Genomic DNA, 26,261 nt, shown 5'->3' on the forward strand with positions numbered 1-26,261 from the left:
CATGCTCGCCTGCCCGCCCCACGGCCGGGCGCCTCGTCTTCAGAGGAGAGCGCCCCTCGACGTGTGGGGAACCCCCAACGCATTTGGGCACCGGACTGACGTTTTTCGTCGCGCCCGGTGCCGTTCTTCGTCAACCGCGCTCAGCGCGCCTGCGTCACCTTGTTGTTGTGCCCGGTGCGCGTCACCTTGGGCTTCTTGCCCCCCACTTCCCGCTTCCAGGTGACCTGGTTGTCCGAGCCCATCACCTCGATGGCCCCCGCCGCCTCCACCTTCACCTTGTTCGTGGAGCCGCTCACGCTCACCTTCTTGCACTCCCCGGTCAGCGTGACCTCGTTATCGCTCCCCTGGATGTTCACCTCCGTCTTCGGCGAGCAGCGGTGCGACTCCTGGCTGCCCGAGCCGGAAATCTCCAGCTCCGCGCCAGCCTGCTGCTTCATGGTGGCGCCCTCGTCATTCACCTCCACGTCGGCACCGCCCAGCTCCTCGGCCCCCTCCGCCTGCGTGTTCACCGAGGTGTTGCCACCCCTCACCTGCACGCTGCCGTCCTTCTGCGTGTTCACCGAGGCGTTGCCCCCCCTCACCTGCACGCTGCCGTCCTTGCCCACCTTCACGGACCCGCCGCCCTGCGCCACCCCCACCGCCGGCGCCAGCAGCAGTCCCGCGACCACGCCAGACAGCATCGTTCCACGAATGAAGCTCGACATTGTGTTGTCTCCTCACGGACGCCAAAGGGCCCCCGTTGGGCGGCGCAATCAACACGCCTCGCACTGGGAGTGCAATGCCTTCCTGCGCCTCACCCGCTTCGACATCTCCAGCACTGTCACCGGCAGGAATCCCAGCGCGAACGTCAGCCCCCATTCCCAGGGGCGCATCCCCCCCAGTCCGAACAGCTCCCGCGCCGGTGGCAGCAGGTAGAGCACCCCCTGTAGCACCACCGAGAAGACCACGATGCCCAGCAGCGGCTTGTTGGTGAGCGGCCCCACCTCCCAGTAGAGCCGCGTGGTGCTGCGCGCCGCGAAGGCTCGCAGCAACTCGGCGAACACGAGCGTGCAGAAGGCCAGCGCCCTCGCCCGCTCCAGGTCCCTCGCCGGGTCCGCCCAGATGAACACGCCCAATACCAGCAGCGCCTCCAACGTCCCCACCATCAGGATGTAGCGCCACTGCGCCCGGCCCAACATCGGCTCGTCTGGTTTTCTCGGCGGCCGTGCCAGCAGCTCCGCTCGCGCCGGGTCCATCACCAGCGCCAATGCCGGCAGGCTGTCCGTCACCAGGTTGATCCACAACAACTGCAAGGGCACCAGCGGCAGCGGCAGCCCCACCAGCGAGGCCGCGAGCATCAGCGTCAGCTCGCCCACGTTGCCCACCAGCAGGTACACCAGCGTCTTGCGGATGTTCTCGTAGATGGCACGGCCCTCGCGGATGGCCGTGACGATGGTGGCGAAGTTGTCGTCCGTGAGCACCAGGTCCGCCGCCTCGCGCGTCACCTCCGTGCCCGTGCGACCCATGGCGATGCCGATGTGCGCCTCTCTCAGCGCCGGCGCGTCGTTCACCCCATCCCCCGTCATCGCCACCACCTCGCCCCGTTCCTTCCAGCTCCGGACGATGCGCAGCTTGTCCGCCGCCGTCGCCCTCGCGTGGATGCGCTCCGCCACGTCCTCCCCCGGCTGGATGATTCCCAGCTCGCGCCCGATGGCCTGGGCCGTCTCCGCGCTGTCCCCGGTAATCATCACCGTGCGCACCCCCGCCGCGCGCGCCGCCGCCACCGCTTCCACCGCCTCGGGCCTCGGCGGGTCCGCCATGCCCACCAGCCCCAACAACTCCAGGTTCTCCTCCTCGGGCCCCTCGCCCCGCGCTATCGCCAGCACGCGCAGGCCCCGGCTCGCCAGCTCATGGGCCGCCCGGGACGCGCTCACCGTGGCCGAGCGGCAGCGCGGCAGCAACACCTCCAGCGCCCCCTTCACGTAGAGCACTCCATCCGCGCGCAGGATGGACATGCGCTTCGTCTCCGAATCGAAGGGCCGCACCGCCACGCGCGGCCGCTCCCGTTCGAGCTCCTCGCGGCGTATACCCCGCGTCAGCGCCGCGCGCAGCAGCGCCAGCTCCGTCGGGTCTCCCGTGCCCTCCTTCCCGTCCGGCCCCAGCGAGGCGTCACAGCACGCCGCCGACGCGAAGAGGATGGCGTGCGAGTTGTCGCCCCACACCTCGCGCACCTCCATGGTGCCCGTGGTGAGCGTGCCCGTCTTGTCCGTGCACACCACCGTCGTCGAGCCCAGCGTCTCCACCGCCTGCAGCCGGCGCACCAGCGCGTGTCTCGCCGCCATGCGCCGCACCCCCAGCGCCAGGGCGATCGTCACCACCGCCGGCAGGCCCTCGGGCACCGCCGCCACCGCCAGCGAGATGGAGGAGAGCAGCACCGTCATCCACCCGTTGCCGCGCCACAGGCCCAGCGCCGCCACCAGCACCACGATGGCCAGGCACGCCACCAGCAACGTCCGCGTCACCTTCGCCAGCCGCTGCTCCAGCGGCGTCTCCGTGTCGCTCGTCGAGGCCAGCAGGTGGGCGATCTTCCCCAGCTCCGTGCCCATGCCCGTGGCCGTCACCTCGGCCATCCCCGTGCCGCGCGTCACCGCCGTGCCCAGGAACACCGTGTCCGAGCGCTGCGCCAACGGCGCGTCCGCCGCCACCGCCCGCGCCGCCTTGTCCACTGGCACGCTCTCGCCCGTCAGCGCCGCCTCGTTGGTGGCCAGCGCGTGTGCCTCCAGCAGGCGCGCGTCCGCGGCCACCACGTCCCCCGCCTCCAGCAGCAGCACGTCCCCGGGCACCACCTCCGCCGAGGGCAGTTGCACCGCGTACCCGTCCCGCATCACCCGCGCCCGTGGCGCCGTCATCGAGCGCAGCGCCAGCAGCGCCTGCTCGGCCTTGTACTCCTGCAGGAAGCCGATGAGCGCGTTGAGCACCACGATGGCGCCGATGGCCACGGCGTCCGCGTACTCCGCCAGCAGCGCCGACACCGCGCCCGCCCCGAGCAGCAGGGCAATCATCGGCGAGCGGAACTGTCCCAGCAGCACCCCCCACGGCGAGCGCGTCTGTTCACGCTGGATTTCGTTGCGCCCGTGCCCGGCCAGACGCCGCGCGGCCTCGGCCCCGCTCAGGCCCGGGACGAGGGTGTTCGCCGGCTGGGGTGGGGCAGGGGGGGCTCGAAAGGACTCCTCCCGGGGCGTGGAGGCGGGGGGACCGCTCATCCCGGGACTCCATTCGGCTTCAGGGCGGCGAGCCCGGGGCTAGCCTCCGGTTCCTCGTCCTCCTGGCCGATGTGCACCTTGCGGCCCGCCTCGGGCACCACCATCACCGGCTTGGGGCAGGTGCGCAGCAGCTCGTCCGCCATGCTCCCCAGCAGCGTGCGCGCGAGCGTCCCGCGCGTCCTCGTCCCCACGATGACCAGGTCCACGTCCTCCGCCTCGGCCGCCTCGCAGATGGCCCTCGCGGGCTCTCCGTGCAGCACGGCGATTCGCGGGAGCGCTCCGCCGTGGCCGGTGTGCAGGCGCATCTCCTCCAGCAGTCCCCGCGCGTAGTCCTCGCACGCCCGCTCGAAGGCGGCGAAGTCCGCCGTCTCGCCCTCGGCCACCGACGCCGGCAGCACGTGCACCAGCATCACCTGGGCTCCCACCCGCCCGCCCAGTTCCAGCGCCACGCGCGCCGCCTCGCGTGCCACCTCGGTGCTGTCCACCGCCACCAGTATCCGACGCATCGCACTTCCTCCGGACCCGCTCATCGCACCACCACCACCGGCTTCGTGGCCGTGTGCACCACCTGCGCGGCCACGCTGCCCAACAGCAGCCGCGCCACCGCTCCCTGCCCCCGGCTCCCCATCACCACCATCTGGATGTCCGCCGCCTCCGCCCGCCCGGCGATGACGGCCGCCGCGTCCCCCACACCCAGCTCCGTCTCCACCTCCACGCCGTGCGGGTGCGCCTTGTCCGCCAGGGCCGCGAGCAACCGCTTCCCCTCGGCCTCCTGGGTGTGCAGCAGCTCGGCCAGCGATGACGGCGTCATCCCCAGCGGGAGCACCCCCCGCGGCATCGCGTGCAGCAGGAGGACTCCCACCCCCAGCTTCGCGGCCAGGGACGCGCCGTACTCCAGGGCGCGCAGGGACGGAGGTGAGCCATCGACGGCGATGAGGAGGCGAGCCATGCCCCTCTCCATTCCATGTCCCGTGCCAGCCTCCTTCCGAGGGACGGGCCCGGCGGAAGGTGGCGCGCGCGCAAGGACTGCGTGGCACGCGCGCAATCCTTGCGCGTCCGCACGCCCCTCCCTGTCGCAGGTGCAGCCGGGTTGCACACGCCATGCCCGGCCGCGGGTTCCCGGGTGCTTCTCTCTCGGAATCTGGGAACGCGGGGTAGTCCGGGACCCGTTTGCGCCGCGAGCTTCCTCTGTGAGAGTGCTCGGTTCCCCCCTTTCAGGAGCAGAGAGAGAAATGAAGCACGAAGGTATGCCGCGTTCGCGTTGGCTCGCGATGGCCCTGGTGTCGCTGGTGGCGTGTGGTCCCGAGGAGGAGCCCGAGCCCGAGCCCCAGCAGCCCGCCGCCTGCACGCAGGAGTCCTACGACGCGGCCGTCAGCGACGCCATCGAGGCCACCCCGGAAGAGGTCACCGACGGCCTGTGGGCGATCACCCCGTCCAACACGCGCCTGTCGTGGAACGCGGACCAGAGCGCGGTGCGCATGGTGGCGTGGACCACCTTCACCGGCTACGCCATCGGTGACAACACCCTGTCCCGCGAAATCTGGGTCACCGCGGTGCCGCAGCTCAAGGAGCTGTGCAAGACGGTGCCGGATGACACCGCGCGCATCGCCCGCGTCAACCAGTTCCTCGGCCTGCCCCCGGCCACCGCGGCGGACAACAGCCGGCAGTTCGTCGAGATGTGGGTGAAGCCGGGCGACATGTTCCGCCCCTGCCCGGATCCGGAGATCACCGACTCCACGTGCGGCCTGTCCTTCCCCGCCGGCGTGTCCAGCGACCACCGGACGTGGATCTCCAACAACTACGCCTCCAGCTACGGCTTCTGGCAGTCCACCCACTACCCGTGGACGGGCCTGGGCTACACCTATGACTGGTGCAGCCAGGACGACAAGCACGTGGGCGCCAGCGAGTTCGTCGTGCGGCCCGGCTCCATCGTCAGCGTGGTGGCCATCATCGACCGCAACACCTACTGCGCCCAGTAGGCGCGGGGCTCGCCGGGCCCGCCAGCTTCCCGTGCTGGCGGGTCCACGGGGCGGTCCACTCCAGAGGGGTGACCGCTCAGGTCAGGTCAGTGTTGATTACTGTAGAAGTAGGGGCGGGGCCATGCTACCTGTTGAGCAATGGAGCCCTGCCTCTCCCATGTGCATGCTTCCCCGGGCTGGGGGAGGCGTGGTCTTCTCCTGGCCGAACCCATGACGGTCACGGTCAAGAAACCCGCGACGTACCAGGACCTCTGTGCCCTGCCGGAGACGGTGGTGGGAGAGCTCGTCGCGGGAGAGCTCGTCGCCTCGCCCCGGCCCGCCAATCGGCATGCCGGAGCCACCACGGCCCTCGTCGGGGAGCTCTCGGGACCCTTCCAGTGGGGGCGGGGCGGGCCCGGCGGGTGGTGGATCTTCCACGAGCCGGAGTTGCATCTGGGCTCCGACATCCTCGTTCCCGACCTCGCGGGGTGGCGGCGTACGCGGATGCCGGTCTATCCGGACGAGCCCTTCTTCACCCAGGCTCCGGACTGGGTCTGCGAGGCGCTCTCGCCTTCAACCGCGAGCTTCGACCGGGTGAAGAAGATGCCGGTCTACATGCGCGAGCAGGTGGGCCACGTCTGGCTCATCGAGCCCGTGAACCGGACGCTGGAGGTCTTCCGGCGCGAGCATGACCGTTGGGTACTCGCGGGCAACTACGCTGGGGATCAACTCATCCGCGCGGAGCCTTTCGAGGCGATGGAGTTGTCGCTCGAAATGCTTTGGTACCCAAGCAGGCTCCCCGCCAGGTGAGGGGACCTCCCGGGTAGGAAAGAGGGGGCCGTGGGCCGGGAAGCCGGGAAATGCCCGCCCGGTGTGGTGCCGGGCCCGAGCACGGCGGGGTGGGGGCGGTGTAGACTTCTTCTGGCGTTGACGCCCCGAACTGGCCCCATGCAGAAGAAGCTCTCCGACGACCTCTCGACGACCGCCGTGCACTCACGTGGCAGGGAGGCTGCGGCCCCGCACATCGTGCCGGCCCTGACCATCGTTTCCCATCCCCAGCCCCAGCGGATTGGCGAGCGGCGGCTGCTGAGCGAAATGATCGCCGCGCCGGGCCGGACGGCCTCGCTGTCGCGCAATGCCCCCGACTTCTCCCGTCCCGGCAGTGTCCTGGCCCTGCCGCTGGGAGACCCCTTCATCAGCCGCAAGCCGGTGCAGTTCGAGCCCGGAGCGCGCGGTGGGGTGCGGGTGCTGGTGCCGGAGGATGGCACGGGAGTCCGGGTAGCGGGGCAGCCGCTGGTGGGCTGCCGCGAGTTCTCGTCCGAGGAGCTGGCCGCGGGCGTGCCGCTGGAGCTCGCCGAGCGCGTGGTGGTGTTGCTGCACCATGCCTCCTCCTCGCCGGAGACCGGCCCGGGAGAGCTGGGCATGGTGGGCCAGGGCGAGGGCGTGCGCCGGGTGCGCGAGGACGTGGTGCGCGTGGCCGACCTGGACGTGCCGGTGCTCATCCGCGGGGAGACGGGCTCGGGCAAGGAGCTGGTGGCGCGCGCCATCCACGAGAACAGCAAGCGCCGCAACGGGCCCTTCATCAGCGTCAACCTGGGGGCGCTCTCCAAGGAGCTGGTGTCCGCCGAGCTCTTCGGCGCGCGCAAGGGCGCGTACACGGGGGCCGCCGGAGACCGCGAGGGCTTCTTCCGCGCCGCCCATGGGGGCACGCTCTTCCTCGACGAGGTGGGCGAGGCCCCACCCGAGGTGCAGGTGGCGCTCCTGCGCGTGCTGGAGACGGGCGAGGTGTTCCCCGTGGGCGGCAGTACCCCGGTGCGCGTGGACGTGCGGCTCGTCACCGCCACGGACGCCAACCTGGAGGAGCGCATCCGCGAGGGTGTCTTCAAGGCGCCGCTGCTGCACCGGCTGGCGGGCTTCGAGATTCAGGTGCCGCCCCTGCGCGCGCGCCGCGAGGACATCGGCCTGCTCTTCATGCACTTCGCCCGTCAGGAGCTGGAGACCACGGGCGAGGCACAGCGGCTGTCGTCCCCGGACCCGCGCGCCGAGCCGTGGCTGCCCGCGCCGCTGGCCGTCCGCCTGGTGCGCTACGCGTGGCCCGGCAACATCCGCCAGCTGCGCAACGTGGCCCGGCAGCTCGTCATCGGCAGCCGCGGCCTGCCCTCCCTGCGCGTGGATGCACGGCTCGAGCAGGAGCTGGACTCCGCCGCCGCCGCCGTCCCCGGACAGACCGTGTCCACCCGGGCCCCCTCCGCCGCTTCCGAGGAGCCCGACTCCGCCGACGACAAGGCCGCCCGGCGCAAGCCCTCGGACGTGGGCGAGCAGGAGCTGCTGGAGGCCCTGCGCGCCAGCTCGTGGGACCTCAAGGCCACCGCGGACCGGCTGGGCATTCCCCGCTCCTCCGTCTACGTGCTCATCGACAAGAGCTCCCTCATCCGCACCGCGAGGGACCTGAGCCCGGAGGAGATCACCCGCTGCTTCCAGGAGTGCCAGGGAGACCTGGACGAGATGGTGCGGCGGCTCGAGGTCTCCAAGCGCGCCCTCCAGCGCCGCGTGCGGGAGCTGGGCCTCGGCGCGGACTGACACGTCAGCCCAGGGCCTGACGTGTCCGCGACGTGCCCGTGACGTGGGGGAGGGCCCTGGCGTGGGCCGGGGTCGCGGGCTCCCGAGGGAGCGGGCATGTCAGTTTCGCTGGTACGGTGCCTGCAACTTCCCGTGGGGAGCGTTCTTCCAACGTCCCCGCGCGGGATTCACCGCAGGAGTCCGAGTCCATGACGTCCAAGAACAAGACCTACCTACCCACCGTGCCCGTCAACATCCAGAGCGATTCCAACGGACAGCTCCAGAGCCTGCCCTCCGTGTACCCCGTCACGCACGGCCAATCCGTGAATTTCGTGGTCACGGACAACAGCCAGGTGGTGGTGAGCTTCGTCAATTCGAGCTGCCTGATCGAGAGCGGCCCCTTCCACCTCGACGGCAGAAGGTCCGATAAGGCGGCCACCGGCCCCCTCGAGGTCCTCTCCACTGCCGGGGGCCGGTACCCGTTCACCGTGGAGCCCGACACGACGAGCTCGCCCGGGTCCGGGGAGTACAAGAAGCCCGGGGACTTCGAGGCGAAGCAGGGCGAGCTGGAGGTGGCGACGGATCCCAAGGAGGAGGATGAGGAGTAGGCGAAGGGCAAGCGGGGCTAGGGCGTGGGCGGACCGGCCACGAGCCTCCTCGAGGCCGTGAGCCGGTGGTGCCACTCGGGCTCGAGGTGGGGGTTGTGGGCCAGCGCCTGCTCCAGCTCCTCCCGGGCCTCGTGGCCCCACGCCTGTTGCCGTGCGGTGACGGCGGGCCCGGCCATCGCCAGGAGCACGCTGGCGCGCACGGCCCGGGCCCGGGCCCACCGGGGCCGGCTGGCCAGGGGTTGTCCGGCCAGCTCGAGGGCCCGTTCCAGCTCCGGGGCGCCGTCGAGGCCCCGCTGCTGCTTCCACCCGGCCCGATCGCGGTAGAAGCCGCCGGCGGAGAGCTGGTACTCCGGGCGCCGTGGCTCCAGCTCCAGCGCCTGGTGCCAGGCCTTCGCCGCCTGCTCGAAGTCCTCGTCCCGGGCCTTGTCCTGACGGGCCAGCCAACGGGCCCGCACCCCGAGCGCCTCGCCGAGGTAGCGCCATGCGTTGCCCAACCGGGGGTGGAGCTCGCGCGCCTTCGTCAGCGCCTTCTCGGCCTCGCCGAGCGCCGGCCTCGGATCTTCCCCCCGCTCCAGCGCCCAGGTGGCCAGCAGCACGTGCGCGCGGGCCTGGTTGGCCCAGAGGTCCGCATCGCCCGGCAGCAGCGCGAGCGCCTGGCGATAGGACTCCAGGGCGGCGCGCAGGCCCGGGCCCGGGTCCTCCCGCCGCGCGAGCTGGAAGAGGGCCCGCGTCACCCGCACCTCGCCGAGGTTGTGGTACGCGTAGGCCTGCTGGGGCGCCACGTCCCGGGACTGCTCGAAGGCCTTCCAGGCCTCGGCGAGCAGGGGCTCGGGGTCACCCCCGTCGTCCCAGACCTGCTCGGCCTGCCACAGCAGCGCCGCGCCCAGGCCATCGTGGAGCTGGGGCAGCTTGGGGTTGATGGCCAGCCCCCGCCGGTAGAGTTCCAGTGCCTTCTCCTGGTGCGGCCCGTACTCCTCGCCGCGGTCGCGGTGGTGGCGGGCGAGCAGCGCGGAGGCATAGGCCCCCTGGTAACAGGCCACGGCATTGGCGGGGTTGATCTTCAGTGCCCGCTCCACCGCGTCCCGGGCCCGCGCCAGGTCCCCCGCCTTGTCCGGGGTGCCCTGGGTAGTGGCCCGCTTGCGGTACACGCCGCCAAGGTTGATCCACGCGTCCGCCTGCTTCTCGTCCAGGTGGATGGCCGCGAGGTACGTGTCGATGGCCTTGCCCTGAGCGACGAGCGGCTCTCCCCCGCGCTCGCTCTCGTAATCGGCCCACACCCGCCAGGTCATCCCGAGGTTGGCGAAGAAGGAGTAGTCGCGGCCCTGGGGACGGACGCGCTCGAAGGACTCGAGGGCCAGGCGGAGCTGCTCGCGCGGATCCTGTCCCTGCTGCTGCCGGTAGCGGGCCCACAGCCTGTAGGTGCCGGCCATGTTCAGGGAGGCCTGGTCCGAGGGCGCGAGCTCCTGGGCGGTGCGCGCGGCGGCGAGGGCCTTCTCCAGCAGGGGCTCCACGCCGCCGCCGCCCTTCTGGAAGCGGTGCTCGGCGAGCCGGCGGTGCAGGCGTGCCACGGCCAGGTGGGAGGGGGCGTGATCTGGCGCGGCGGTGAGCGCGCGGGAGAGCGCCTCCTGGCCGCGCTCGTAATGAGGCAGGACGTTGCCCTGGCCATACAGCTCCATGACGAGCGCGGAGGCCTCCAGCATCGCCAGGGAGGAGTGCACGGTGGGCGAGCTCTCGGCGGTGGAGATGGCGGAGGCATAGGCCTGGCGGCCGGCGTCGAGGTCCTTCTGGGCGGCCGCGGGCTCTCCCTGGCTCCAGCGTTGGTTGGCCCGGGCCAGGAAGATGTCGCCCCGGAGCAGCGGCCCCTCGTGGAACCAGGGCTGCGTGGTGCCCATGGCGTCCAGGTGGGCCAGGGCTTCCTCGTGACGGTCCTCGAAGAAGGCGAGCAGTGCCTTCACATATAAAGGAGGGGCGGGGACGCCGGGGCCCTCGGCCTGGCGGAGGTACGCGAGGGCCGGGTCCCGGTAGCGCTGTTGGACCTCGCGGCGGCGGGCCTCGCGCTGCTCGGGGCTGCGGCGCTCCACCTCTTGCAGCAACTGCTCCTGGTAGAGGTGACCGAGCACCAGCGCGAGCGCCCAGGCCACGCGGGGCTCGCGGTAGCCGTGCGCCCAGGCGGACTCGAGCCGCTCGCGCGCGCCTTCCTTGTCATCCAGGGCGAGCAGCGCGCGGCCCAGGGCGTACTGTCCCGGGCCCACGGCGTGCTCGCCGGCCTGACGCACCTCGGCCTCCAGGGCGGCCATCTCCGCGCGCAGCGCCTCGCGGTCCTTGCGCGTGTCGTGCAGCCGGGAGAGGGCGGAGTAGCGCGCCGCGGCCTCCATGCGCTCCACGCGCTCGGTGAAGCTGCGGGAGAGGCGCTCGCGCTCGGCCACCTCGCGGCGGGCGAGCACCGCCTGCCCGAGGGCCAGCATCACCACCAGCAGCGCGGCGGAGCCCAGGGACAGCAGCACCCGGTGCTTGCGCGCCTTCTTGCGCAGCCGGTAGCCGAGGCCCTGGCGCGCCAGCACGGGCTCGCCGGAGAGGAAGCGGTCCAGGTCCTCGGCGAGCGCGCGCGCCGAGTCGTAGCGGGCCGGGCGCTCCTTCTCCAGGCACTTGAGGACGATGGCCTCGAGGTCCGCGGGGATGTCCTTGTCCAGTGCGCGCGGGGGCCTGGGCTCCTCGGACTGGAGGCGGTTGATGACCTCGAGGGCATTGGCGCCGGTGAAGGGGGGCTGGCCGGTGAGGAGCGCGTAGAGCGAGGCGCCCAGGGCGTAGACGTCCACGCGGCGATCGAGCTGGGAGGCCTCGCCGCGGGCCTGCTCGGGGGCCATGTAGTGCGGCGTGCCGAGCACCTCGCCCGAGGCGGTGCCCTCCTCCTTCCAGTCGCGCGCCAGACCGAAGTCCATGACGAAGGGGGAGAGGAGCCCATCCTGCGTGCGCTCGACGACGATGTTGGCGGGCTTGATGTCGCGGTGGACGAGCCCGGCGCGGTGGGCGGCGTGCACGCCCTCGGCGGCCTGGCGCAGCAGCAGCACCTTCTGCTCCAGGGTGAGCGAGCCCGCGAGCCGGCCCAGCGGTTGTCCATCCACGTACCGCATGGCGATGAAGCCGCGGCCGTGCACCTCGCCGACCTCGTACACCTCGCACACGCGCTCGTGGCGGACGCGAGCCTGGGCGCGGGCCTCGGCGAGGAAGCGGCGGGCGAGCTCGGGATCCTCGCCGCGCACGAACTTGAGCGCCACGTTGCGGCGCAGCAGTGGGTCATACGCGAGGAAGACGAGCCCCATGCCGCCCTGGCCGAGGAAGCGCACGGGCTGGTAGCGGTCCCACCCGGGGACGGGGAATGCGGGCTCACGGGGCTCGCTGGAGGCGGGGCCGCCGGAGGGAGACGGCGTGCCCGAGGGCGCGGGGGCCGGGCTGGCGGCGCCGGGGGCGAGGGTGGCGGCCTCCTCGGGTTGGGCGCCACCGGTGTCCGGGTTCTCGCGACGGCCCGTGTCCTCGTGCCGGCCCGTGTCCTCGCTGGAGAGCTCCTCGCGGAGCATGTGCAGCGTGTCCTCGGAGAGTTTGCCCCGTTCCCTCAGCAGCTCGAGCGGGCCGCGCTCCAGGCGCAGGGCCTCCTCGCGCAGGGCCTCCGCTTCCTCGTGGGAGAGCAGTCCTTCGTCCAACGCGAGGAGCAACTCCTCCTCGTACGCCTCACGTTTCGCCCCTGTGTTCCGCACGGGGAGCAGCATACCGCTCCTTTCCCACTCGGGGCCGCGCGCAACTCGTATGCAGTCCAAGCAGGCGTGGGGTGACCGGGCTGGCGTCGAACGGCGTGGTCAAGGCCGGGAACCCATCAAGGGCTCCCTGCCGTTCTTCCGCGCTATGAGCTGCGCGCGCGCATCCGATTGTTCCTGGGCTGGTGCTCGACCTCGGCGAGCCCGAGCGCCTCGAGGACGGGCGGCACATACACGCCGAACCGTCCGCGGAGGCCCTTCTTGAGTCCGTACCAGCCACCCATGGGGTTCTTCGGTGACCGCCCCCACGCCTCGACGCTGCCCTCGGGAGCGGGCTTCTGTTCATCCGCACCACCGAGGGGCATCCAGTCACCGTGGCTGACGAGCAGGGCGTGCAGGTCGTCGATGCAGCGCAGGTGGTAGCGCAGCTCGGTCTTGCCCACGCGCACGATGAGCGCGGGCGGGTCGAGCGTGTCGTCACGGAAAGCCTCGAACTCCGACGTCCCGGGCGGAGTCTTGAGCGTCCAGGGCCGCTCCCGTGTTCCGAGGTTGCTGGAGCCCGTGGCCTGTTTCTTCGCCGGAGTCTTCTTGGCGGCGGGCTGCTTCGCCGGAGTCTTCTTCGCCGGAGTCTTCTTCGCGGCAGGCTGCTTCACGGCGACCTTCTTCGCCGGAGTCTTCTTCGCTGCAGGCTTCTTCTTGGCGGCCATGTTGTCCCCCCTCAGTTGGAGTTCCGTCGCGCCGGATGCTGACGCGAATCGGGAGTGTCGACTCTACTTCGGTGGAGCAGATGATGAGCTACCTGAAGGTGGAGACGTAAGCCGTGCTCTCGGGTTCTGTCCGCCTCCCGGGCGCGCTCTTCACGAACTTGTCCAACTGTTGGACAAGTCTGGCGAGACCGTGCCCGGAGGGTCCCTCCTGGGCCCTTATTTTCGAGGGAGCGAGCCCGGTTTCCGTGCTTGCGCCGCGTACGCGTCCGTCAGTCCCTTGTACTCGTGGAACTCGGGCAGCTTCGCGAAGCTGTGCACCGCGGGAGTGGTCGCCCAGGGGAGCTTTTCGCTCGTCCACGTCTCCATGAACGGGGTGAACCAGCTCGGGTCATCGAGCATCGTCGCGCGGAGGTTGACGAACGTGTCGATGCCGTGGGGCCGGGTGAACATCCAGCTCATGCAGTACGGGCAGAAGAAATGCTGGTGCTCGCCGTGGAGGCCACCGATGACGGGCTCGCCCTGGGTGAGCTCGAATCCCCCGGTGGGGATGGCGGCGCTCAAGGAGAATGCGCTGGCGCTCATCCGTTGGCAGCCCGTGCAGTGGCAGGCCATGGTGAGCAAGGGCGGTGCGCTGATCTTCAGCCTCACCCGTCCACAGCGGCATCCACCTTCCCACGGCAGCTTCCAGTCGTTCATGCGCGGCTCCCTTCCCGTTTCCGGTGGGGCGCTTCTTCTCACGCGTGAGGGCTCGGTGCACACGTTCTTCGCACGCCACCGTGCCGCCGGAAACACCAGCGGGCCCGAGGGGATTGCGCATGGCGCTGCGACAGGTGTCCAACAGTGGGACAAGTTGTCGAAGGACGGGTCCGGAGCGTTGAGCACGGCCTTTCCGGCACCGTACCCTCTCGTGACGAGTGGAGGGCCGCGATGGGACGACTCCTGGGCAGTTGCGTGATGGCGCTCCTGCTGATGGGCGCGGCCCAGGTCCCTGGGACGTGTGGCTCCAACCGCGTGGAGGGTGGGCTGCTGCCCGAGCACTTCCAGTTCAAGGTGCTCGTGCCGCTGACGGCGTCTTCTGGGCCGGAGGGCTGGCAGGCCGCTTGTGTCCGCGTGAGGCTCACCAACGTCAACACGGGGTTGAATGTGATGTGCCAGTTCGAGGTCGGGATGCCTTTGCGAAGCCACGAGATGGAGATCTCGACTGCATTGGCCCAGCGCGTTTCGGCCGAGCAGGCCAACCTGGCCGCCTATGCGGCGTTGTCCAAGGCGGTGTTGCCGGGAATGGCGTGTGAACGGTTCAAGGCCATCCTCAAGGGAAGCATGCCGAAGGCGATCGTGGGTTCTCGAGTCAAGGCGGACTGCGACCCGGCGCTGGTGCCGGTCGAGGTCCTGACGATGGTGGCGCCATGACTCGCTTCACGGTGCCCGAGTTGATGGAGGTCTGCCGCCAGTACTACCCGGCGGGCCGGACGCTCGATGACCACGAGCACGGAGCCAGCCCCGAGTGGCACCGGTTTCATGCGCGGTGGCACGAGGCCATGGCCGACCGGAGCCGATGGCTCACCCTGCGCGGCGCACTCGAGGAGGCCTTCCCAGGAATTTCAGTGGGGGATGCCACGGCCTACACCCACGATGGTGGCTATCGGTGCTGTGTCTACTCCATCGAGCCCCAGGACAAGGCGGATGGAGTTTCGTGGGAGGTGGTGGGCTGTGTCAGCCTGCTCGCGCCTCTGTACTTCGTCTATGGCACCCAGCACCGTTATCGCGCGGGCAGGCGCGAGAGCCCGGCGGCTGCTCTCTTCCTCGAGTCGCTGCCCGAGGCGCTCACTTCTTCCTCATCGAAGGTGACCCGGACCATCGAGTCGGTGTTCGGGTATCAGCCGCTTCCTGTCCAGTGGGTCTCGGTACCGATTCCTGGCCTGTGCCTCGACCACTTCGAGCCCGACCGCGCCACTCTGTTCAGGGCGTTGTTCACGCTGGAGCCGGCCTTACTTCCGTGAGCCTCGGAGCGAGTTGGAGTAGACCCTCACCCCAGCCCTCTCCCAGAGGGAGAGGGGGCATACACCGTCACTCCCCAGGGACTCCTCGCATGCCCGCTCCGCTCCGCCGTGCCCTCTCCGCCGCCGCGCTGGCGGCCCTGCTGCTGCCCCTCGGATGCTCCACGTCCCTCACTACCCGACGAGAAGATGAGAAGCGCATGAGCTCCTCCGGCGACGTCTCCAAACCCGCCCCGCGCTGGGGCATCGTCATCCACGGCGGCGCGGGCGTCATCAAGCGCGAGTCCCTCACCCCCGAGCGCGAGGCCGCCGTCCGCGCCGTCCTCGCCGAGTCCCTCCAGGCCGGCCACGCCATCCTCGCCAAGGGGGGCTCCAGCCTGGATGCCGTCACCGCCGCCGTGCGCGTCATGGAGGACTCGCCCCTCTTCAACGCGGGCAAGGGCGCCGTCTTCACCCATGATGGCAAGAACGAGCTCGACGCCGCCATCATGAACGGGCGCACCCGCGAGGCCGGCTCCGTGGCGGGCCTGCACCACGTGAAGAACCCCATCGTGCTCGCGCGGGCCGTGATGGAGAAGTCCCCGCACGTGATGATGATTGGCGCGGGCGCCGAGGCGTTCGCGAAGCAGCAGGGCGTGGAGCTCGTCGACCCGGGCTACTTCTACACGGAGGAGCGCTGGCAGTCCCTGCAGCGCGCGCTGGAGGCCGAGAAGAAGCAGCAGCAGACGCCGCCCGAGCAGGGCCAGCCCCAGGGCCCCCAGACCTTCTGGGAGCACCCCGCGGGCCAGGAACACAAGTTCGGCACCGTGGGCGCGGTGGCGCTCGACCAGGCGGGCAACCTCGCCGCGGGCACTTCCACGGGCGGTATGACCAACAAACGCTTCGGGCGCGTGGGAGACGTCCCCGTCATCGGCGCGGGCACCTATGCCAACGAGCGCTGCGCCGTCTCGGCCACCGGCCATGGCGAGTACTTCATCCGCTACACCGTCGCTCGCGACATCTGCTCCCGCATGGAGTACCTGGACCTACCGCTGCTCGAGTCCGCCAACCAGGTGGTGCTGGACGTGCTGGTGAAGGCCGGGGGGGAGGGCGGGGTGATCGCCATGGATGCACAGGGTAACTTCGCCATGCCGTTCAACTCGTCGGGCATGTACCGCGGCTACATGGGGCCGGAGGGGGTCGCCGCGGTCGCCATCTTCAAGGAGTGACAGATGAAGCAGCTGGAAGGAAAGGTCGCGCTGGTGACGGGCGCGAGCTCGGGAATCGGTCGCGCCACGGCCATTGCCATGGCCCGGGCTGGCGCGAAGCTCGTCATCGCGAGCCGGGGCCAGGAGGGCAACGCGGAGACGGTGGAGCTCATCCGCCAGCAGGGCGGCGAGGCCATCGCCGTCCGCACGGACGTGACGAATGCCTCGGAGGTCGAGTCGCTCGTGCGCGGCACCGTCGAGCACTATGGCCGGCTGGATGTGGCCTTCAACAACGCGGGCACCACCACCGCGCCGAAGGCCCTCCACGAGTATGACGAGGAGGAGTGGGATGTCGTCCTGAACACCAACCTCCGGGCCGTCTGGCTGTGCATGAAGTACCAGGTGCGGCAGATGCTCGCGCAGGGCGGTGGCTCCATCGTCAACATGTCCTCCATGGCCGGGCTCATCGGCACCAAGGGACTCGGCTCCTACACGGCCAGCAAGCACGGGGTGCTCGGTCTCACGAAGACGGCGGCGCTCGAGTACGCGCAGCAGAACATCCGCGTGAACGCCGTGTGCCCGGCCGTCATCCGCGGCACCGTGCTGGTGGAGAACATCTTCCGCGATCATCCCGAGCTGGGCGAGAGGCTCGCGGCCACACACCCCATCGGCCGCGTGGGCCAGCCCCAGGAGGTCGCCGAGGCCGTGGTGTGGCTGTGCTCCGACGCGGCGTCCTTCGTCACGGGCCACGCGCTCAACGTCGACGGCGGCACCTTCGCCGGACGCTGAGAGAACGGACGCTCAGGGGGACGGCGAGGCTCCGGGGTGGTGCGCCCGCATGAGCAGGGCGAGCACCTCCTCGTCGTCCACCTGGTGGAAGTCCTCGTACCAGACGCCCACGGAGCCCAACATGGGGGGCTCCTGCACCGCCACCACCTCGTCCACCTCCTCGCCGCGCAGGGCCTTCGCCGTCCTCGCCGCCGCCACGGGAACCGCCAGCACCAGCCGCCGGGGCCCCAGCACGCGCACCGCTCGCGCCGCCGCCCGCGCCGTGCCTCCCGTCGCCAGGCCGTCATCCACCAGCAGCACCGTGCGTCCCTTCACGTCCGGCAGGGGCCGCTCTCCCCGGTACAGCCGCACCCGCCGCCCCAGCTCACGCGATTCCTGTCGCGCCACCTCGAGCGCGTCCTCGTTCGTCAGGTCCGCGTAGGCCAGCACCTCGGTGTTCAGATACAGCGCGCCACCTTCCGCGATGGCTCCCATTCCCAGCTCCGGCCGCCAGGGCACGCCCAGCTTGCGCGCCACCAGCACCTCCAGCGGGGCTTCCAGCGCCGTCGCGACCTCGTAGCCCACCGGCACTCCGCCTCGTGGCAGCGCCAGCACCACCGGAGTCTCCTCCACCACCGTCCTCAACCGCTCGGCCAGTTGCCGTCCCGCCTCGTTCCTGTCCCGGAATCGCATCCGCATCATCACTCCTCTCCGGGCCCCCCAATGGGCTCGTGGAAGTCCGTGAGGAGCCAACGCCATTTTCCATCCTGCGCCCCCCATCCCTCGCCCTCCGGGAGAGGGTCGGGGTGAGGGTATCCGGACCCCGGGTTGCTCACGCCGAGGCCCACGGTCCTCCGCCCTGGGCCGACGCAAGGGCCCAGCGCTCCAGCTCGGGTTGCGGCATGAGGCCACTGCGGCGGGCCACTTCCCGGCCACCCGAGAAGACGATGAACGTGGGAATGCCCCGCACGCCGAGCTGGCTGGCGGCCTGTTGCTGCTCCTCGGTGTTCAGCTTGAGGACGAGCAGGCGGCCGGCATGGGCGCGGCCCACGGCGTCGAGGATGGGAGCGGCGGCGCGGCAAGGCCCGCACCAGGGGGCCCACAGGTCCAACAGGACGGGCACGGGCGAGGCCTCCACGGCGCGCCAGAGCTCGCCCCCCTCCACCTCCTGGGGCCTGCCCGACAGGTCGAGCGGACGCTGACACCGGCCGCAGGTGGGCTGGCCGGGGGGATGGGGCTCCCGGACACGGTTGAAGGCACCACAGGACGCGCAGCGGAACATGGGGACCTCCAGGGCCTCTCTGCTGAAGGTAGCGATGCGGGGCTCACGAGCCGGGGGGCAGGGCTGTCCGCCCGTGCGCTCCGAGGGCGGGCACGCAGGCTTTGCGGTGGATTCCACGGGGTGCGCAGCATTTACAGGTCCCGAGGACGCGAATTGTCCCGCTCCCGGGAGGCGTGGGTGGCTAGAGTGCCCGGCACGGGACGTGAATCGATTCATTGAGACCCGGGCCGAGAGGCCCGTGCGGGAGCTGCCATGACGATCCTTTGTGCCACCCACTTCTCGGATGCCGCGCAGCGAGCGGCCACGGCCGCGGCGGAGCTCGCGCGGAAGCTGGACGAGCCCCTCTTCCTGGTGCACGTGCTGCCGGGCGACCTGGCGAGGGCCTTCGGGCAGACGCTGCGGGACACGGCGGCGTCGGCGCTGCAGGACGAGGTGCGGCGGTTGGAGAAGCTGGGGGCGCGGGTGAGCCACCAGTTGCTGACGGGGGAGCCGGCCGAGGAGCTGGCGCGCTTCGCACAGGAGAAGGGGGCGGGGCTGGTGTTGACGGCGGGGCCGACGAGCGCCTCGCCCTTCCTGGGGGTGGGCGGCACGGTGGACCGGCTGGCCACGGCGCTGCCGGTGCCGCTGCTGGTGGTGCGCGAGGCGGAGCCCTTCGAGGCGTGGGTGAAGGGGACGCGTCCGCTGAAGGTGATGCTGGGGGTGGACCGCTCGCTGCCCTTCGAGGCGGCGCGGGACTGGCTGCAGGGGCTGCGGAAGTACGGTGCGGTGGAGGTGGTGGCCGGGCGCATCTACTGGCCGCACGAGGAGTACCAGCGGATGGGGTTGGCGCAGCCGCCGTCCTTCCAGGACGTGACGCCGGAGCTGCAGCGGGCGCTGGAGCAGGAGGTGCGCTCGCTGGTGTCGCCGCTGGAGACGATGGGGCAGTCGCCGGCGAAGCTGAAGCTGGCGCCGGGGGTGGGGCGCATCGCGGACCACCTGGTGGCGCTGGCGGCGGAGGAGCAGGTGGACCTGCTGGTGGTGGGCTCGCACCAGCGGCGCGCGCTGGGCAAGCTGTGGAGCGTGTCGCACCACGCGCTGCGGCTGGCGAAGATGTCGGTGGCGAGCGTGCCGGTGGAGGTGACGGCGAAGGGCTCGGCGGCTCCGATTCCGGGGCTGAGCACGGTGCTGGTGGCCACGGACTTCTCGGACGCGGCGAACCGGGCCATTCCGTACGCCTTCTCGCTGTTGCCCAACGGGGGCACGGTGCACGTGGTGACGGTGGCGGAGAACCCGCGGCAGGCCATTGAACAGGAGCGGGACTTGCGCCAGCGGCTGCATCAGTTGCTGCCCCGGGACGCGGATGCGCAGGGGCGCAAGGTGCTGGTGGAGGTGCTGTCGGGTCAGGACGTGGCGACGGTGCTGCTCAAGGCCGCCGAGCGCCTGTCCGTGGACGTGCTGTGCGTGGGCACCCACGGGCGTGGAGGGCTGATGAAGAAGTCGTTGATGGGCTCGGTGGCCAAGGAGGTCATGGCGCGCGCCGACCGGCCCGTGCTGGTGGTCCGTCCGCCCGAGGGGTGATGACAGGTGGCGCCTTCCGGGCGCGAACGGCGCCAACTTGTCCAACAGTTGGACAAGTTGCCCGGCCGCGAGCCCGGAGGCCGCTCACGGAGGCCCGTCGAGGTCCATGTACACGCGCTTCGCCTTCACCGAGTAGAAGCGGGCCTCGGGCAGCACGTAGGCGGTGAGCTCGTGGCCGTACACGCAGCCCGAGTCCAGGCCAATGGCATACGGGTGGCGCTGCACGCCTCGCAGCGCGTCGTGGCCGAAGATGACGAGCTCCGGCCCCTTCCACAGGCTCGCCCACGGGACGCCCGCGTCCATCTTCTTCGAGGGCTCTCCCTCCGGCGTGATGCTGCGCAGGTTGAGCATCAGCTCCGGCTTCTGCTCCTCCATCGGCACGCCGGGCACCAGGCCGCCGTGCACCACGCGCACGTTCAGCTCGGGGAAGTGGCGGTGCACGGGCAGCGATTCGAGGTACGCCCAGTCCTCGTCCTCCAGCGTGTCCAGCACCTGCTTGTGCTCCCGCTTGAGCTTCTTGCTCGCGGGCATCTTCCCCGCGTGCCAGCGCAGCACGTGCTCGTCATGGTTGCCGCGCACCGCGAGAAACCCGTGCTCCCTCGCCCGGCGCACCACGCCTGCCGAGTCCGGACCCTTCGCCACCAGATCTCCGACCAGCACCACCCGCTCTCCCCGGCGGTGGCCGCACGCGTGCAGCAGCGCGTCGAGCTCCTCCGAGCAGCCGTGCACGTCTCCGATGAAGAGGGTCCGCGTCATCGTCCTCGTGGATTCAACCCTGGGGGGCTGACGAGGCTTCCGCGGGCGGCTGCACCTTCCAGCGCCGGTGCAGCCACAGCCACTGGTCCGGGTAGCGCCGCACGTACTTCTCCAACACCGCCGTCACCGCCGCCGTGTGCGCCGTGATGGCGTCCTGCTCGCCCAGTCCCTCGGGCACGGTGATGGGCCCCTCCACCTCCAGCCGCAGCTTCTGCCCGCTCTCGTCGCGAATCCCCATCACCACGAACACCGGCGCGCCCGTGCGCTGGGCCACCACCGCCATGGCCGGCGTGGTGGACGCGGGCCGGCCGAAGAAGGGCACGAATACCGCCGCCTTCGCCGGCAGCGACTGGTCCAACAGCATCAGCACCGTCTCGCCCAGTTGCACCGCCTCCTGGGCCTCGGCGATGGCGCCCTTGGGGTAGATGAGCCCCGCGCCCGCGCCGATGCGGTTGTCCACGATGCGCATGTTGAGCGCGCCCTTCAGCGGGCGCACCAGGGCGTTGAGCGGAATGCCGCGCCGCAGCAGCATCTTCCCCGCGCGCTCCCAGTTGCCGAAGTGCGCCGTCACCAGCAGCGCGCCCTGCTTCCTGGCGATGTTCGCCTGGAGCGCTTCCCACGCCTCGCCCTTCACCTCGGGAATCTCCCAGTGGGTGTCCACGTGGTCCTTCTTGTCGATGGACTCGAGCACCACGCGCGCCATGGTGACGTAGGCGCCGTGCGCTATCCGGCGCCGCTCCGCGTCACTCATGCCGGGGTAGGCGTGCGTGAGGTTCTCCAGGGCCACGCGGAGGCGGATGCCGAGGGTGAACGCCAGCCAGCCCACGAAGCGGGCGAGTCCGTCCTTCCAGGAGGCGGGCAGCGCGCACACCGCGTCCATCACCCGGTTGGCGAGCCACCCCACCACGGGAGACGGGCGCTCTCCGAGCACCTGGACGAGCCGGGCGGGCGGGAGCGGAAGGGGAAGGGGCGGGGACTGGGGGGACGGAGCGGGGGAGGACACGGCGGCGCACTCCACCCGGAAGTGGGGTGGCAGGCAAGGGGGCTCCCACTGCCCGTCGCTACCCTGCCTGCCCGTCCTGGGTTAGACCCTGCGCCATGCCCAGAATGCCCCGACGCGCGTCGTTCGCCCTCCTGGCCGCCCTGACGGCTTGTGGTGCCCGCCAGCCCGTTCCCACTCCCGAGGCCAGTCCTCCTTCCGCGTCGAGTCCCGCGCCGGAAGTAGTGGCCACGACCCGGCCCACTCCCGTCTCGCCTGCCTTGCGGCTGCCCACCCACGTGCGCCCCACCGGTTACACGGTGGAGCTCACCGTGGACCCCGCGGCCCCCGTCTTCCAGGGCGTGGTGGCCATGGAGCTGGAGGTGAAGGAGGCCACGGACGCCCTCTGGCTCCACGGCCGTCACCTCACCGTGCGCGAGGCGACGCTCACCGTGGACGGTGCGTCCGAGGTCCTCACGTGGGTGAAGGGCAAGGAGGACTTCCTCGGCTTCGTCCCGTCGCGTCCGCTGAAGCCCGGCGCCGCGCACCTGCGCATCGTCTACGAGGGCCAGCTCTCCGAGCGTGAGACGTCGGGTGCCTTCCGCGCGAAGGACGATGAGGCCTGGTACACCTATACCCAGTTCGAGCCCGTGGGGGCGCGGCGTGTCTTCCCGTGCTTCGACGAGCCGAGCTTCAAGGTGCCCTGGCAGCTCACCTTCCACGTGCCCGCGGGCAACGTGGCCGTCACCAACACCCCGCTGGTGAACGAGGAGCCTCGCGCCGCGGGGGGCACCACCTTCCGCTTCGCCCGGACGCAGCCGCTGCCCAGCTACCTCATCGCCTTTGGCGTGGGCCCGTTCGACTTCCTCGAGGCGGCGCCCTCGGGGCAGAAGGCGGTGCGCACCCGCATCGTCACCCCGAAGGGCCGCAGCGTGGAGGGCACCTATGCCGCGAAGGTGACGCCCGAAATCCTGGCCCATCTCGAGGGCTACTTCGGCATGCCCTTCCCGTACGAGAAGCTGGACGTGCTGGCGGTGCCGCTGTTCGGCGGTGCCATGGAGCACCCGGGCCTGGTGACGTTCAACTCGGGGCTGATCCTCTCCAAGCCCGCCGAGGACTCCCTGAGCCGGCAGCGCGGCTTCTACGACACGCAGATGCACGAGCTGGCGCACCAGTGGTTCGGCGACCTGGTGACGATGGCGTGGTGGGACGACCTGTGGCTCAACGAGTCCTTCGCCACCTGGGCGGAGCCGCGCATGCTCGAGTCCGCCCAGCCCACGTGGGACGCTCCCATCGAGCGGGTGCGCGGCCGCTCCTTCGCGCTGAGCACGGACAGCCTGGTGACGGCGCGCCGCATCCGTCAGCCCATCCAGCGGCCGGATGACATCCTCGGCGCCTTCGATGGCATCACCTACGGCAAGGGCGCGGCGGTGCTGACCATGGTGGAGGGCTGGCTGGGCCGGGACGTCTTCCAGCGCGGGGTGCAGCGTCACCTGCGCGCCCACGCCCACGGCAACGCCACCGCGAAGGACTTCCTCGACTCGCTCTCGGCCGAGGCGGGCCAGGACGTATCCGGGGTGCTGGGCTCCTTCCTGGACCAGGGCGGCGCGCCGCTCGTCACCACGCGGCTGGATTGCACCGGCAAGGTGCCGGTGTTGAGGCTGTCGCAGAGCCGCTTCCTGCCGCTGGGCTCCGCGGGCGACGCCAAGCAGGAGTGGAAGGTGCCCCTGTGCGTGCGCTACGGCTCGGGCAAGGTGTCCGGCCGCGCCTGCACGGTGCTCCAGGGCGAGTCCGCCGAGCTTCCCCTGCCCGAGGCGAAGACGTGCCCCACCTGGGTGATGCCCAACGCGGACGGCGCGGGTTACTACCGCTCCGCCCTGGACACGCAGATGCTGGGCCGGCTGATGTCCACCGAGAGCCGCCACCTCTCGCGCGCCGAGCGCGTGGCCCTCATCGGTGACGTGCAGGCGCTGGTGAACGCCGGGGCGATGCCGGCCTCGGACGCGCTCGGCCTGTTGCCGGGGCTGGCCGGGGAGCAGGACCGTCAGGTGTTCCAGGCGTCGTTGGATCTGCTGGCCATTCTCAGGCCCTCGCTGTTGTCGGACGCGCGCCAGCCGGACCGGGCCCGCTTCCTGCGGGACACGTATGGGGCGCGGGCCCGGGCGCTCGGCTTCACCCCGCGCGCCAGGGAGGACGAGGACACGCGCCTCTTGCGGCCCGTGCTGCTGGAGCTCGCGGGCAGGCAGGGAGGAGACCCGCGGCTGGTGGCCGAGGCGAAGCAGGTGACGCAGCAGTGGCTGGCGGACGGCAAGACGGCTTCTCCGGAGCTGCTGCGCACCGCGCTGGGCATCGCCTCGGCGCATGGGGACGCCGCGCTGCATGGCCAGGTGATGACGGCCATGCGCTCGGAGAAGGATCGCCGCAAGCGCGAGCACCTGGTGAGCGCGCTGGCGGGCTTCCGGGACCCCGCGCTGGTGGGCGAGAACCTGAAGCTGCTGTTGGACCCGTCGGTGGACATGCGCGAGGTGGCGTGGCTGCTCTTCGCCGCGGGCCAGGACGTGCGCTCGCGGGACGTGGCCTCCGCCTTCGTGAAGGAGAACTACGACGCGCTCGCCGCGCGGATGCCGGAGGAGCGGCTGGGGGCGCTGGTGTGGGCGTTCTCCGCATACTGCGATCCGGTGCACCGCCAGGAGGCCGCCGCCTTCCTCACCGAGCGCATGGAGCGCGCCCCGGGTGGAACCCGCTCGCTGGCGCAGGCGTTGGAGAGGATGGACCTGTGCATCGCCTTCAAGGCGGCGCAGGGCTCTAGCGTCGAGTCCTTCCTCGCCTCGCCGAAGAAGGTGCCGGCGCGTCCCGGCCGCTGAATCCTGTCGTCCCCAGGACACTCAGGGCTTTCCGGGCTTTGGATGGAAAACAGATTCTCCAGCCAGAGCCCGGCTGCCTTGACGCTCCAAGAGGGGGTGCCTAGCCTCTTCACCCGGAGTCACGTTTCCGGAGTGGAGGTTCCCCCCCTTGGAGGCGACGATGGCGCAGGCGACGGACGACGGCCTGTCTCCCCTGGTGGTTCCCCAGTCATCCCCCTCGGAAGAGACGACGTCAGGGGAGGGTCCACAGCGACCCAGCCTGCCGAGGACTCCACCGCGAGTGTGGCCGCCGGTGTCGCCGGCGGACATGGGGCGGGTGGTGCGGAGGCTGAAGCTGACGGCCGAGCGGCTGCGGGGCGAGGCGGCGCTGCTGGAGGGGGCGGCGTAGGCCCCCCGGGCGCCGGCTACTTCTTCTTGGACAGGAAGGCGTTGAAGGCCTCGCGGGCCTCGGCGGAGCCGAGCCGTTGGACGAAGAGTGCGCCCTCGCGGGAGAGGGCGTCGTCCACGGTGGCGCGCAGGGGCTCGCGCAGCAGGCGTTTGGTGAGGCGCAGGGACTCGACGGGTTTGGCGGCGAGCGCGGCGGCGCGCTTCTGGACCGTCTCGGCGAGGCTGGCCTCGGGTACCACCTGATTGATGATGCCGGCGCGCAGGGCGGTGGGCGCGTCGAAGGGCTCGCCGAACATGAGCAGCTCGGAGGCGAGCGCCAGGCCGGCGGCGCGGGGCAGCAGCACGCTGGAGGCGCCCTCGGGGCTGAGGCCGAGGTTGACGAAGGGCATGCTGAAGACGGCGCGCTCGGAGGCGGCGACGTAGTCACAGTGGAGCAGCAGGGTGGTGCCGATGCCCACGGCGACGCCGTCCACGCCGGCCACCACGGGGCGCGAGAAGTGGGCGAGGGCGCGCAGGAAGCGGAAGACGGGGCTGTCCTCGCCGGTGGGGGGGTGCTCGAGGAAGTCCTTCAAGTCGTTGCCGGCGGTGAAGGCGCCGCCCGAGCCGGTGAGCACCACCACGCGTACGGCGTCATTGGAATCGGCCTCGACGAGGGCGCGGGCGGCGGCCTCGTACATCTCGCCGGTGAAGGCGTTCTTCTTCTGGGGCCGGTTGAAGGTGAGGGAGAGGATTCCGGCTTCGAGGTGGGTGAGCAACGTATCGGACATGGAGGGGAGATTAACCGGAGGCCGGGGGAATGGCCCGGGGCTTGCTCTGTCCGCCGGGTGGATGCCTTCCAGCCCCGCCCAAGTGACGAGCTGTCTCCGAGTGGCCACGGTTGCCGTGCCTTCGTGTCAGCCGGGGGCGCGAGGGGCTGGACCTGCCCGTGGCCTCGGGGCCACACCCTGGTGAATCCCATGACGACCTCCCGCTCCCGAGTGCTGTCCCTCCTGTGCCATCACGGATTGTTGCCGGTGCTGCTGAGCAGCGCGGTGGCGGTGGTGATGCTCCACCTGCGGTTGGAGTGGAGTGGGAGGAAGAGCTTCATCTTCCTGGTGTGGAACCTGTTCCTGGCGTGGGTGCCGTACGGGATTGCCCTGGTGGCGAGGCTGCTGCAGGCGCGAGGGTGGGCGAGGGGGTGGAACCTGCTGCCGTTGGGAGGGCGTGGCTGCTGGCGTTCCCGAACGCGCCGTACCTGCTGACGGACTTCATCCACCTGAAGCCGAGGCCGGGAGTGCCGCTGTGGTTCGACGCGGCGATGCTGGCGAGCTTCGCGGCGACGGGGTGGCTGTTGGGGCTGTTGTCGCTGGAGGTGTGGAAGCGGCTGTTGGAGGAGCGGTGGGGGCGGGTGGCGGCGTGGGGAGGGGTGCTGGCGGCGTCGGTGTTGTGCGGCTACGGCATCTACCTGGGGCGCTTCGAGCGGTGGAACAGCTGGAACGTGCTGAACCGGCCCGGCTCGCTGATGGAGGCGGTGTTGGGGCACATGAGCGAGCCGCTGGAGTACCGGTGGCTGGTGTGGACGACGGTGGTGTTCGCGGCGCTGGTGCTGCTGTCGTATCTCGTGTTCGAGACACTGGTGCAGCGGCGCCGGACGGAGCGGGCGAGCGCGTGAGCGACTCGAT

General features: G+C 71.0%; 25 protein-coding genes. 13 read left to right on the forward strand and 12 right to left on the reverse strand.

Annotated features, from left to right (window positions below):
* Positions 1–140 precede the first annotated feature (140 nt).
* From BO221_RS37955 to BO221_RS37970, 4 genes are read right to left on the reverse strand one after another with little or no spacing between them, the layout of a single operon-like run.
* Entirely contained in the window at positions 141–704 is a 564-nt protein-coding gene (locus BO221_RS37955) for a DUF3060 domain-containing protein (RefSeq protein ID WP_073565750.1), read from the reverse strand.
* A 48-nt stretch (positions 705–752) separates the two neighbouring features.
* Positions 753–3,242, reverse strand: coding sequence for a cation-translocating P-type ATPase (locus BO221_RS37960; protein ID WP_073565751.1), 2,490 nt, complete (start codon positions 3,240–3,242; stop codon positions 753–755).
* Complete coding sequence (locus BO221_RS37965) at positions 3,239–3,748, reverse strand: universal stress protein (protein WP_073565752.1); 510 nt, start codon at positions 3,746–3,748, stop codon at positions 3,239–3,241. The genes BO221_RS37960 and BO221_RS37965 overlap by 4 nt, the downstream gene beginning before the upstream one ends.
* Positions 3,749–3,768: 20 nt before the next feature.
* Positions 3,769–4,191 carry a universal stress protein gene (locus BO221_RS37970; protein WP_073565936.1) on the reverse strand — a complete coding sequence of 141 codons (423 nt, stop codon included), beginning with the start codon at positions 4,189–4,191 and terminating at the stop codon, positions 3,769–3,771.
* 283 nt (positions 4,192–4,474) lie between these two features.
* On the opposite strand from BO221_RS37970, the gene BO221_RS37975 reads away from it, so the two are divergent.
* The 4 genes from BO221_RS37975 to BO221_RS37990 all read left to right on the forward strand — a co-directional run bounded on the left by BO221_RS37975 (position 4,475) and on the right by BO221_RS37990 (position 8,367).
* Positions 4,475–5,221, forward strand: coding sequence for a hypothetical protein (locus BO221_RS37975; protein ID WP_073565753.1), 747 nt, complete (start codon positions 4,475–4,477; stop codon positions 5,219–5,221).
* Between the two features lie 210 nt (positions 5,222–5,431).
* Entirely contained in the window at positions 5,432–6,010 is a 579-nt protein-coding gene (locus BO221_RS37980) for a Uma2 family endonuclease (RefSeq protein ID WP_073565754.1), read from the forward strand.
* 138 nt (positions 6,011–6,148) lie between these two features.
* Positions 6,149–7,780: a sigma 54-interacting transcriptional regulator gene (locus BO221_RS37985; protein ID WP_073565755.1), complete on the forward strand. Its 1,632-nt coding sequence runs from the start codon at positions 6,149–6,151 to the stop codon at positions 7,778–7,780.
* Positions 7,781–7,968: 188 nt separating this feature from the next.
* Complete coding sequence (locus BO221_RS37990) at positions 7,969–8,367, forward strand: hypothetical protein (RefSeq protein WP_073565756.1); 399 nt, start codon at positions 7,969–7,971, stop codon at positions 8,365–8,367.
* Between the two features lie 17 nt (positions 8,368–8,384).
* Here BO221_RS37990 and BO221_RS37995 read toward each other — a convergent pair whose 3' ends face one another.
* From BO221_RS37995 to BO221_RS38005, 3 genes are all read right to left on the reverse strand, one after another.
* On the reverse strand, positions 8,385–12,131 hold the full coding sequence (locus BO221_RS37995; protein WP_073565757.1) for a serine/threonine-protein kinase: 3,747 nt from the start codon (positions 12,129–12,131) through the stop codon (positions 8,385–8,387).
* Positions 12,132–12,262: 131 nt separating this feature from the next.
* Positions 12,263–12,823 carry a DUF6855 family protein gene (locus BO221_RS38000; protein ID WP_198956268.1) on the reverse strand — a complete coding sequence of 187 codons (561 nt, stop codon included), beginning with the start codon at positions 12,821–12,823 and terminating at the stop codon, positions 12,263–12,265.
* A 216-nt stretch (positions 12,824–13,039) separates the two neighbouring features.
* Positions 13,040–13,519: a GFA family protein gene (locus tag BO221_RS38005; RefSeq protein ID WP_073565758.1), complete on the reverse strand. Its 480-nt coding sequence runs from the start codon at positions 13,517–13,519 to the stop codon at positions 13,040–13,042.
* 231 nt (positions 13,520–13,750) lie between these two features.
* On the opposite strand from BO221_RS38005, the gene BO221_RS38010 reads away from it, so the two are divergent.
* From BO221_RS38010 to BO221_RS38025, 4 genes are all read left to right on the forward strand, one after another.
* Complete coding sequence (locus BO221_RS38010) at positions 13,751–14,233, forward strand: hypothetical protein (RefSeq protein ID WP_143195922.1); 483 nt, start codon at positions 13,751–13,753, stop codon at positions 14,231–14,233.
* Positions 14,230–14,823: a hypothetical protein gene (locus BO221_RS38015; RefSeq protein WP_073565759.1), complete on the forward strand. Its 594-nt coding sequence runs from the start codon at positions 14,230–14,232 to the stop codon at positions 14,821–14,823. Before BO221_RS38010 ends, BO221_RS38015 begins: the two co-directional genes overlap by 4 nt.
* A gap of 89 nt (positions 14,824–14,912) precedes the next feature.
* Positions 14,913–16,028 carry an isoaspartyl peptidase/L-asparaginase family protein gene (locus BO221_RS38020; protein WP_073565760.1) on the forward strand — a complete coding sequence of 372 codons (1,116 nt, stop codon included), beginning with the start codon at positions 14,913–14,915 and terminating at the stop codon, positions 16,026–16,028.
* Positions 16,029–16,031: 3 nt separating this feature from the next.
* Positions 16,032–16,796 carry an SDR family oxidoreductase gene (locus BO221_RS38025; RefSeq protein WP_073565761.1) on the forward strand — a complete coding sequence of 255 codons (765 nt, stop codon included), beginning with the start codon at positions 16,032–16,034 and terminating at the stop codon, positions 16,794–16,796.
* A gap of 12 nt (positions 16,797–16,808) precedes the next feature.
* On the opposite strand, the gene BO221_RS38030 is transcribed toward BO221_RS38025, so the two are convergent.
* Both BO221_RS38030 and BO221_RS38035 read right to left on the reverse strand, forming a co-directional pair.
* On the reverse strand, positions 16,809–17,477 hold the full coding sequence (locus BO221_RS38030; RefSeq protein ID WP_198956269.1) for a phosphoribosyltransferase: 669 nt from the start codon (positions 17,475–17,477) through the stop codon (positions 16,809–16,811).
* Between the two features lie 130 nt (positions 17,478–17,607).
* Positions 17,608–18,057 carry a co-chaperone YbbN gene (locus tag BO221_RS38035; RefSeq protein WP_073565762.1) on the reverse strand — a complete coding sequence of 150 codons (450 nt, stop codon included), beginning with the start codon at positions 18,055–18,057 and terminating at the stop codon, positions 17,608–17,610.
* 252 nt (positions 18,058–18,309) lie between these two features.
* Here BO221_RS38035 and BO221_RS38040 point away from each other — a divergent pair, with 252 nt between their 5' ends.
* A complete protein-coding gene (locus tag BO221_RS38040) occupies positions 18,310–19,614 on the forward strand; it encodes a universal stress protein (RefSeq protein WP_073565763.1) in 1,305 nt (434 codons plus the stop codon).
* 84 nt (positions 19,615–19,698) lie between these two features.
* Here BO221_RS38040 and BO221_RS38045 read toward each other — a convergent pair whose 3' ends face one another.
* Positions 19,699–20,370: a metallophosphoesterase gene (locus BO221_RS38045; RefSeq protein ID WP_073565764.1), complete on the reverse strand. Its 672-nt coding sequence runs from the start codon at positions 20,368–20,370 to the stop codon at positions 19,699–19,701.
* A gap of 13 nt (positions 20,371–20,383) precedes the next feature.
* Positions 20,384–21,373 carry a lysophospholipid acyltransferase family protein gene (locus BO221_RS38050; RefSeq protein WP_073565765.1) on the reverse strand — a complete coding sequence of 330 codons (990 nt, stop codon included), beginning with the start codon at positions 21,371–21,373 and terminating at the stop codon, positions 20,384–20,386.
* Positions 21,374–21,477: 104 nt separating this feature from the next.
* On the opposite strand from BO221_RS38050, the gene BO221_RS38055 reads away from it, so the two are divergent.
* Both BO221_RS38055 and BO221_RS54290 read left to right on the forward strand, forming a co-directional pair.
* Complete coding sequence (locus tag BO221_RS38055) at positions 21,478–24,213, forward strand: M1 family metallopeptidase (protein ID WP_369865932.1); 2,736 nt, start codon at positions 21,478–21,480, stop codon at positions 24,211–24,213.
* 160 nt (positions 24,214–24,373) lie between these two features.
* Positions 24,374–24,601, forward strand: a complete 228-nt coding sequence (locus tag BO221_RS54290; protein WP_143195923.1) for a hypothetical protein — start codon at positions 24,374–24,376, stop codon at positions 24,599–24,601.
* Positions 24,602–24,617: 16 nt separating this feature from the next.
* On the opposite strand, the gene BO221_RS38060 is transcribed toward BO221_RS54290, so the two are convergent.
* Positions 24,618–25,367 (reverse strand): enoyl-CoA hydratase, encoded by a 750-nt coding sequence (locus BO221_RS38060; protein WP_073565767.1) that lies wholly within the window; start codon positions 25,365–25,367, stop codon positions 24,618–24,620.
* 189 nt (positions 25,368–25,556) lie between these two features.
* Between BO221_RS38060 and BO221_RS56675 the strand changes: the two genes are divergently transcribed.
* Together BO221_RS56675 and BO221_RS38065 are read left to right on the forward strand one after the other, a co-directional pair.
* Positions 25,557–25,841 (forward strand): hypothetical protein, encoded by a 285-nt coding sequence (locus BO221_RS56675; RefSeq protein WP_233166440.1) that lies wholly within the window; start codon positions 25,557–25,559, stop codon positions 25,839–25,841.
* Positions 25,778–26,251: a DUF1361 domain-containing protein gene (locus tag BO221_RS38065; RefSeq protein ID WP_233166441.1), complete on the forward strand. Its 474-nt coding sequence runs from the start codon at positions 25,778–25,780 to the stop codon at positions 26,249–26,251. Before BO221_RS56675 ends, BO221_RS38065 begins: the two co-directional genes overlap by 64 nt.
* Positions 26,252–26,261: the final 10 nt, after the last annotated feature.

The sequence above is a fragment of the Archangium sp. Cb G35 genome, from assembly GCF_001896145.1.
GTDB lineage: Bacteria > Myxococcota > Myxococcia > Myxococcales > Myxococcaceae > Archangium > Archangium violaceum.

Excerpts from the sequence above, each read along its gene's own strand:
- BO221_RS38005 (WP_073565758.1), bottom strand. The coding sequence starts at position 13,519 with ATGAACGACTGGAAGCTGCCGTGGGAAGGTGGATGCCGCTGTGGACGG.
- BO221_RS38040 (WP_073565763.1), top strand. The coding sequence starts at position 18,310 with ATGACGATCCTTTGTGCCACCCACTTCTCGGATGCCGCGCAGCGAGCG.
- BO221_RS56675 (WP_233166440.1), top strand. The coding sequence starts at position 25,557 with ATGACGACCTCCCGCTCCCGAGTGCTGTCCCTCCTGTGCCATCACGGA.
- BO221_RS38015 (WP_073565759.1), top strand. The coding sequence starts at position 14,230 with ATGACTCGCTTCACGGTGCCCGAGTTGATGGAGGTCTGCCGCCAGTAC.
- BO221_RS37990 (WP_073565756.1), top strand. The coding sequence starts at position 7,969 with ATGACGTCCAAGAACAAGACCTACCTACCCACCGTGCCCGTCAACATC.
- BO221_RS37980 (WP_073565754.1), top strand. The coding sequence starts at position 5,432 with ATGACGGTCACGGTCAAGAAACCCGCGACGTACCAGGACCTCTGTGCC.
- BO221_RS38060 (WP_073565767.1), bottom strand. The coding sequence starts at position 25,367 with ATGTCCGATACGTTGCTCACCCACCTCGAAGCCGGAATCCTCTCCCTC.
- BO221_RS38025 (WP_073565761.1), top strand. The coding sequence starts at position 16,032 with ATGAAGCAGCTGGAAGGAAAGGTCGCGCTGGTGACGGGCGCGAGCTCG.
- BO221_RS38045 (WP_073565764.1), bottom strand. The coding sequence starts at position 20,370 with ATGACGCGGACCCTCTTCATCGGAGACGTGCACGGCTGCTCGGAGGAG.
- BO221_RS37965 (WP_073565752.1), bottom strand. The coding sequence starts at position 3,748 with ATGCGTCGGATACTGGTGGCGGTGGACAGCACCGAGGTGGCACGCGAG.
- BO221_RS38000 (WP_198956268.1), bottom strand. The coding sequence starts at position 12,823 with ATGGCCGCCAAGAAGAAGCCTGCAGCGAAGAAGACTCCGGCGAAGAAG.
- BO221_RS38020 (WP_073565760.1), top strand. The coding sequence starts at position 14,913 with ATGCCCGCTCCGCTCCGCCGTGCCCTCTCCGCCGCCGCGCTGGCGGCC.
- BO221_RS37955 (WP_073565750.1), bottom strand. The coding sequence starts at position 704 with ATGTCGAGCTTCATTCGTGGAACGATGCTGTCTGGCGTGGTCGCGGGA.
- BO221_RS37975 (WP_073565753.1), top strand. The coding sequence starts at position 4,475 with ATGAAGCACGAAGGTATGCCGCGTTCGCGTTGGCTCGCGATGGCCCTG.
- BO221_RS54290 (WP_143195923.1), top strand. The coding sequence starts at position 24,374 with ATGGCGCAGGCGACGGACGACGGCCTGTCTCCCCTGGTGGTTCCCCAG.
- BO221_RS38010 (WP_143195922.1), top strand. The coding sequence starts at position 13,751 with ATGGGACGACTCCTGGGCAGTTGCGTGATGGCGCTCCTGCTGATGGGC.
- BO221_RS37985 (WP_073565755.1), top strand. The coding sequence starts at position 6,149 with ATGCAGAAGAAGCTCTCCGACGACCTCTCGACGACCGCCGTGCACTCA.
- BO221_RS38055 (WP_369865932.1), top strand. The coding sequence starts at position 21,478 with ATGCCCCGACGCGCGTCGTTCGCCCTCCTGGCCGCCCTGACGGCTTGT.
- BO221_RS37995 (WP_073565757.1), bottom strand. The coding sequence starts at position 12,131 with ATGCTGCTCCCCGTGCGGAACACAGGGGCGAAACGTGAGGCGTACGAG.
- BO221_RS38035 (WP_073565762.1), bottom strand. The coding sequence starts at position 18,057 with ATGTTCCGCTGCGCGTCCTGTGGTGCCTTCAACCGTGTCCGGGAGCCC.
- BO221_RS38030 (WP_198956269.1), bottom strand. The coding sequence starts at position 17,477 with ATGATGCGGATGCGATTCCGGGACAGGAACGAGGCGGGACGGCAACTG.
- BO221_RS37970 (WP_073565936.1), bottom strand. The coding sequence starts at position 4,191 with ATGGCTCGCCTCCTCATCGCCGTCGATGGCTCACCTCCGTCCCTGCGC.
- BO221_RS37960 (WP_073565751.1), bottom strand. The coding sequence starts at position 3,242 with ATGAGCGGTCCCCCCGCCTCCACGCCCCGGGAGGAGTCCTTTCGAGCC.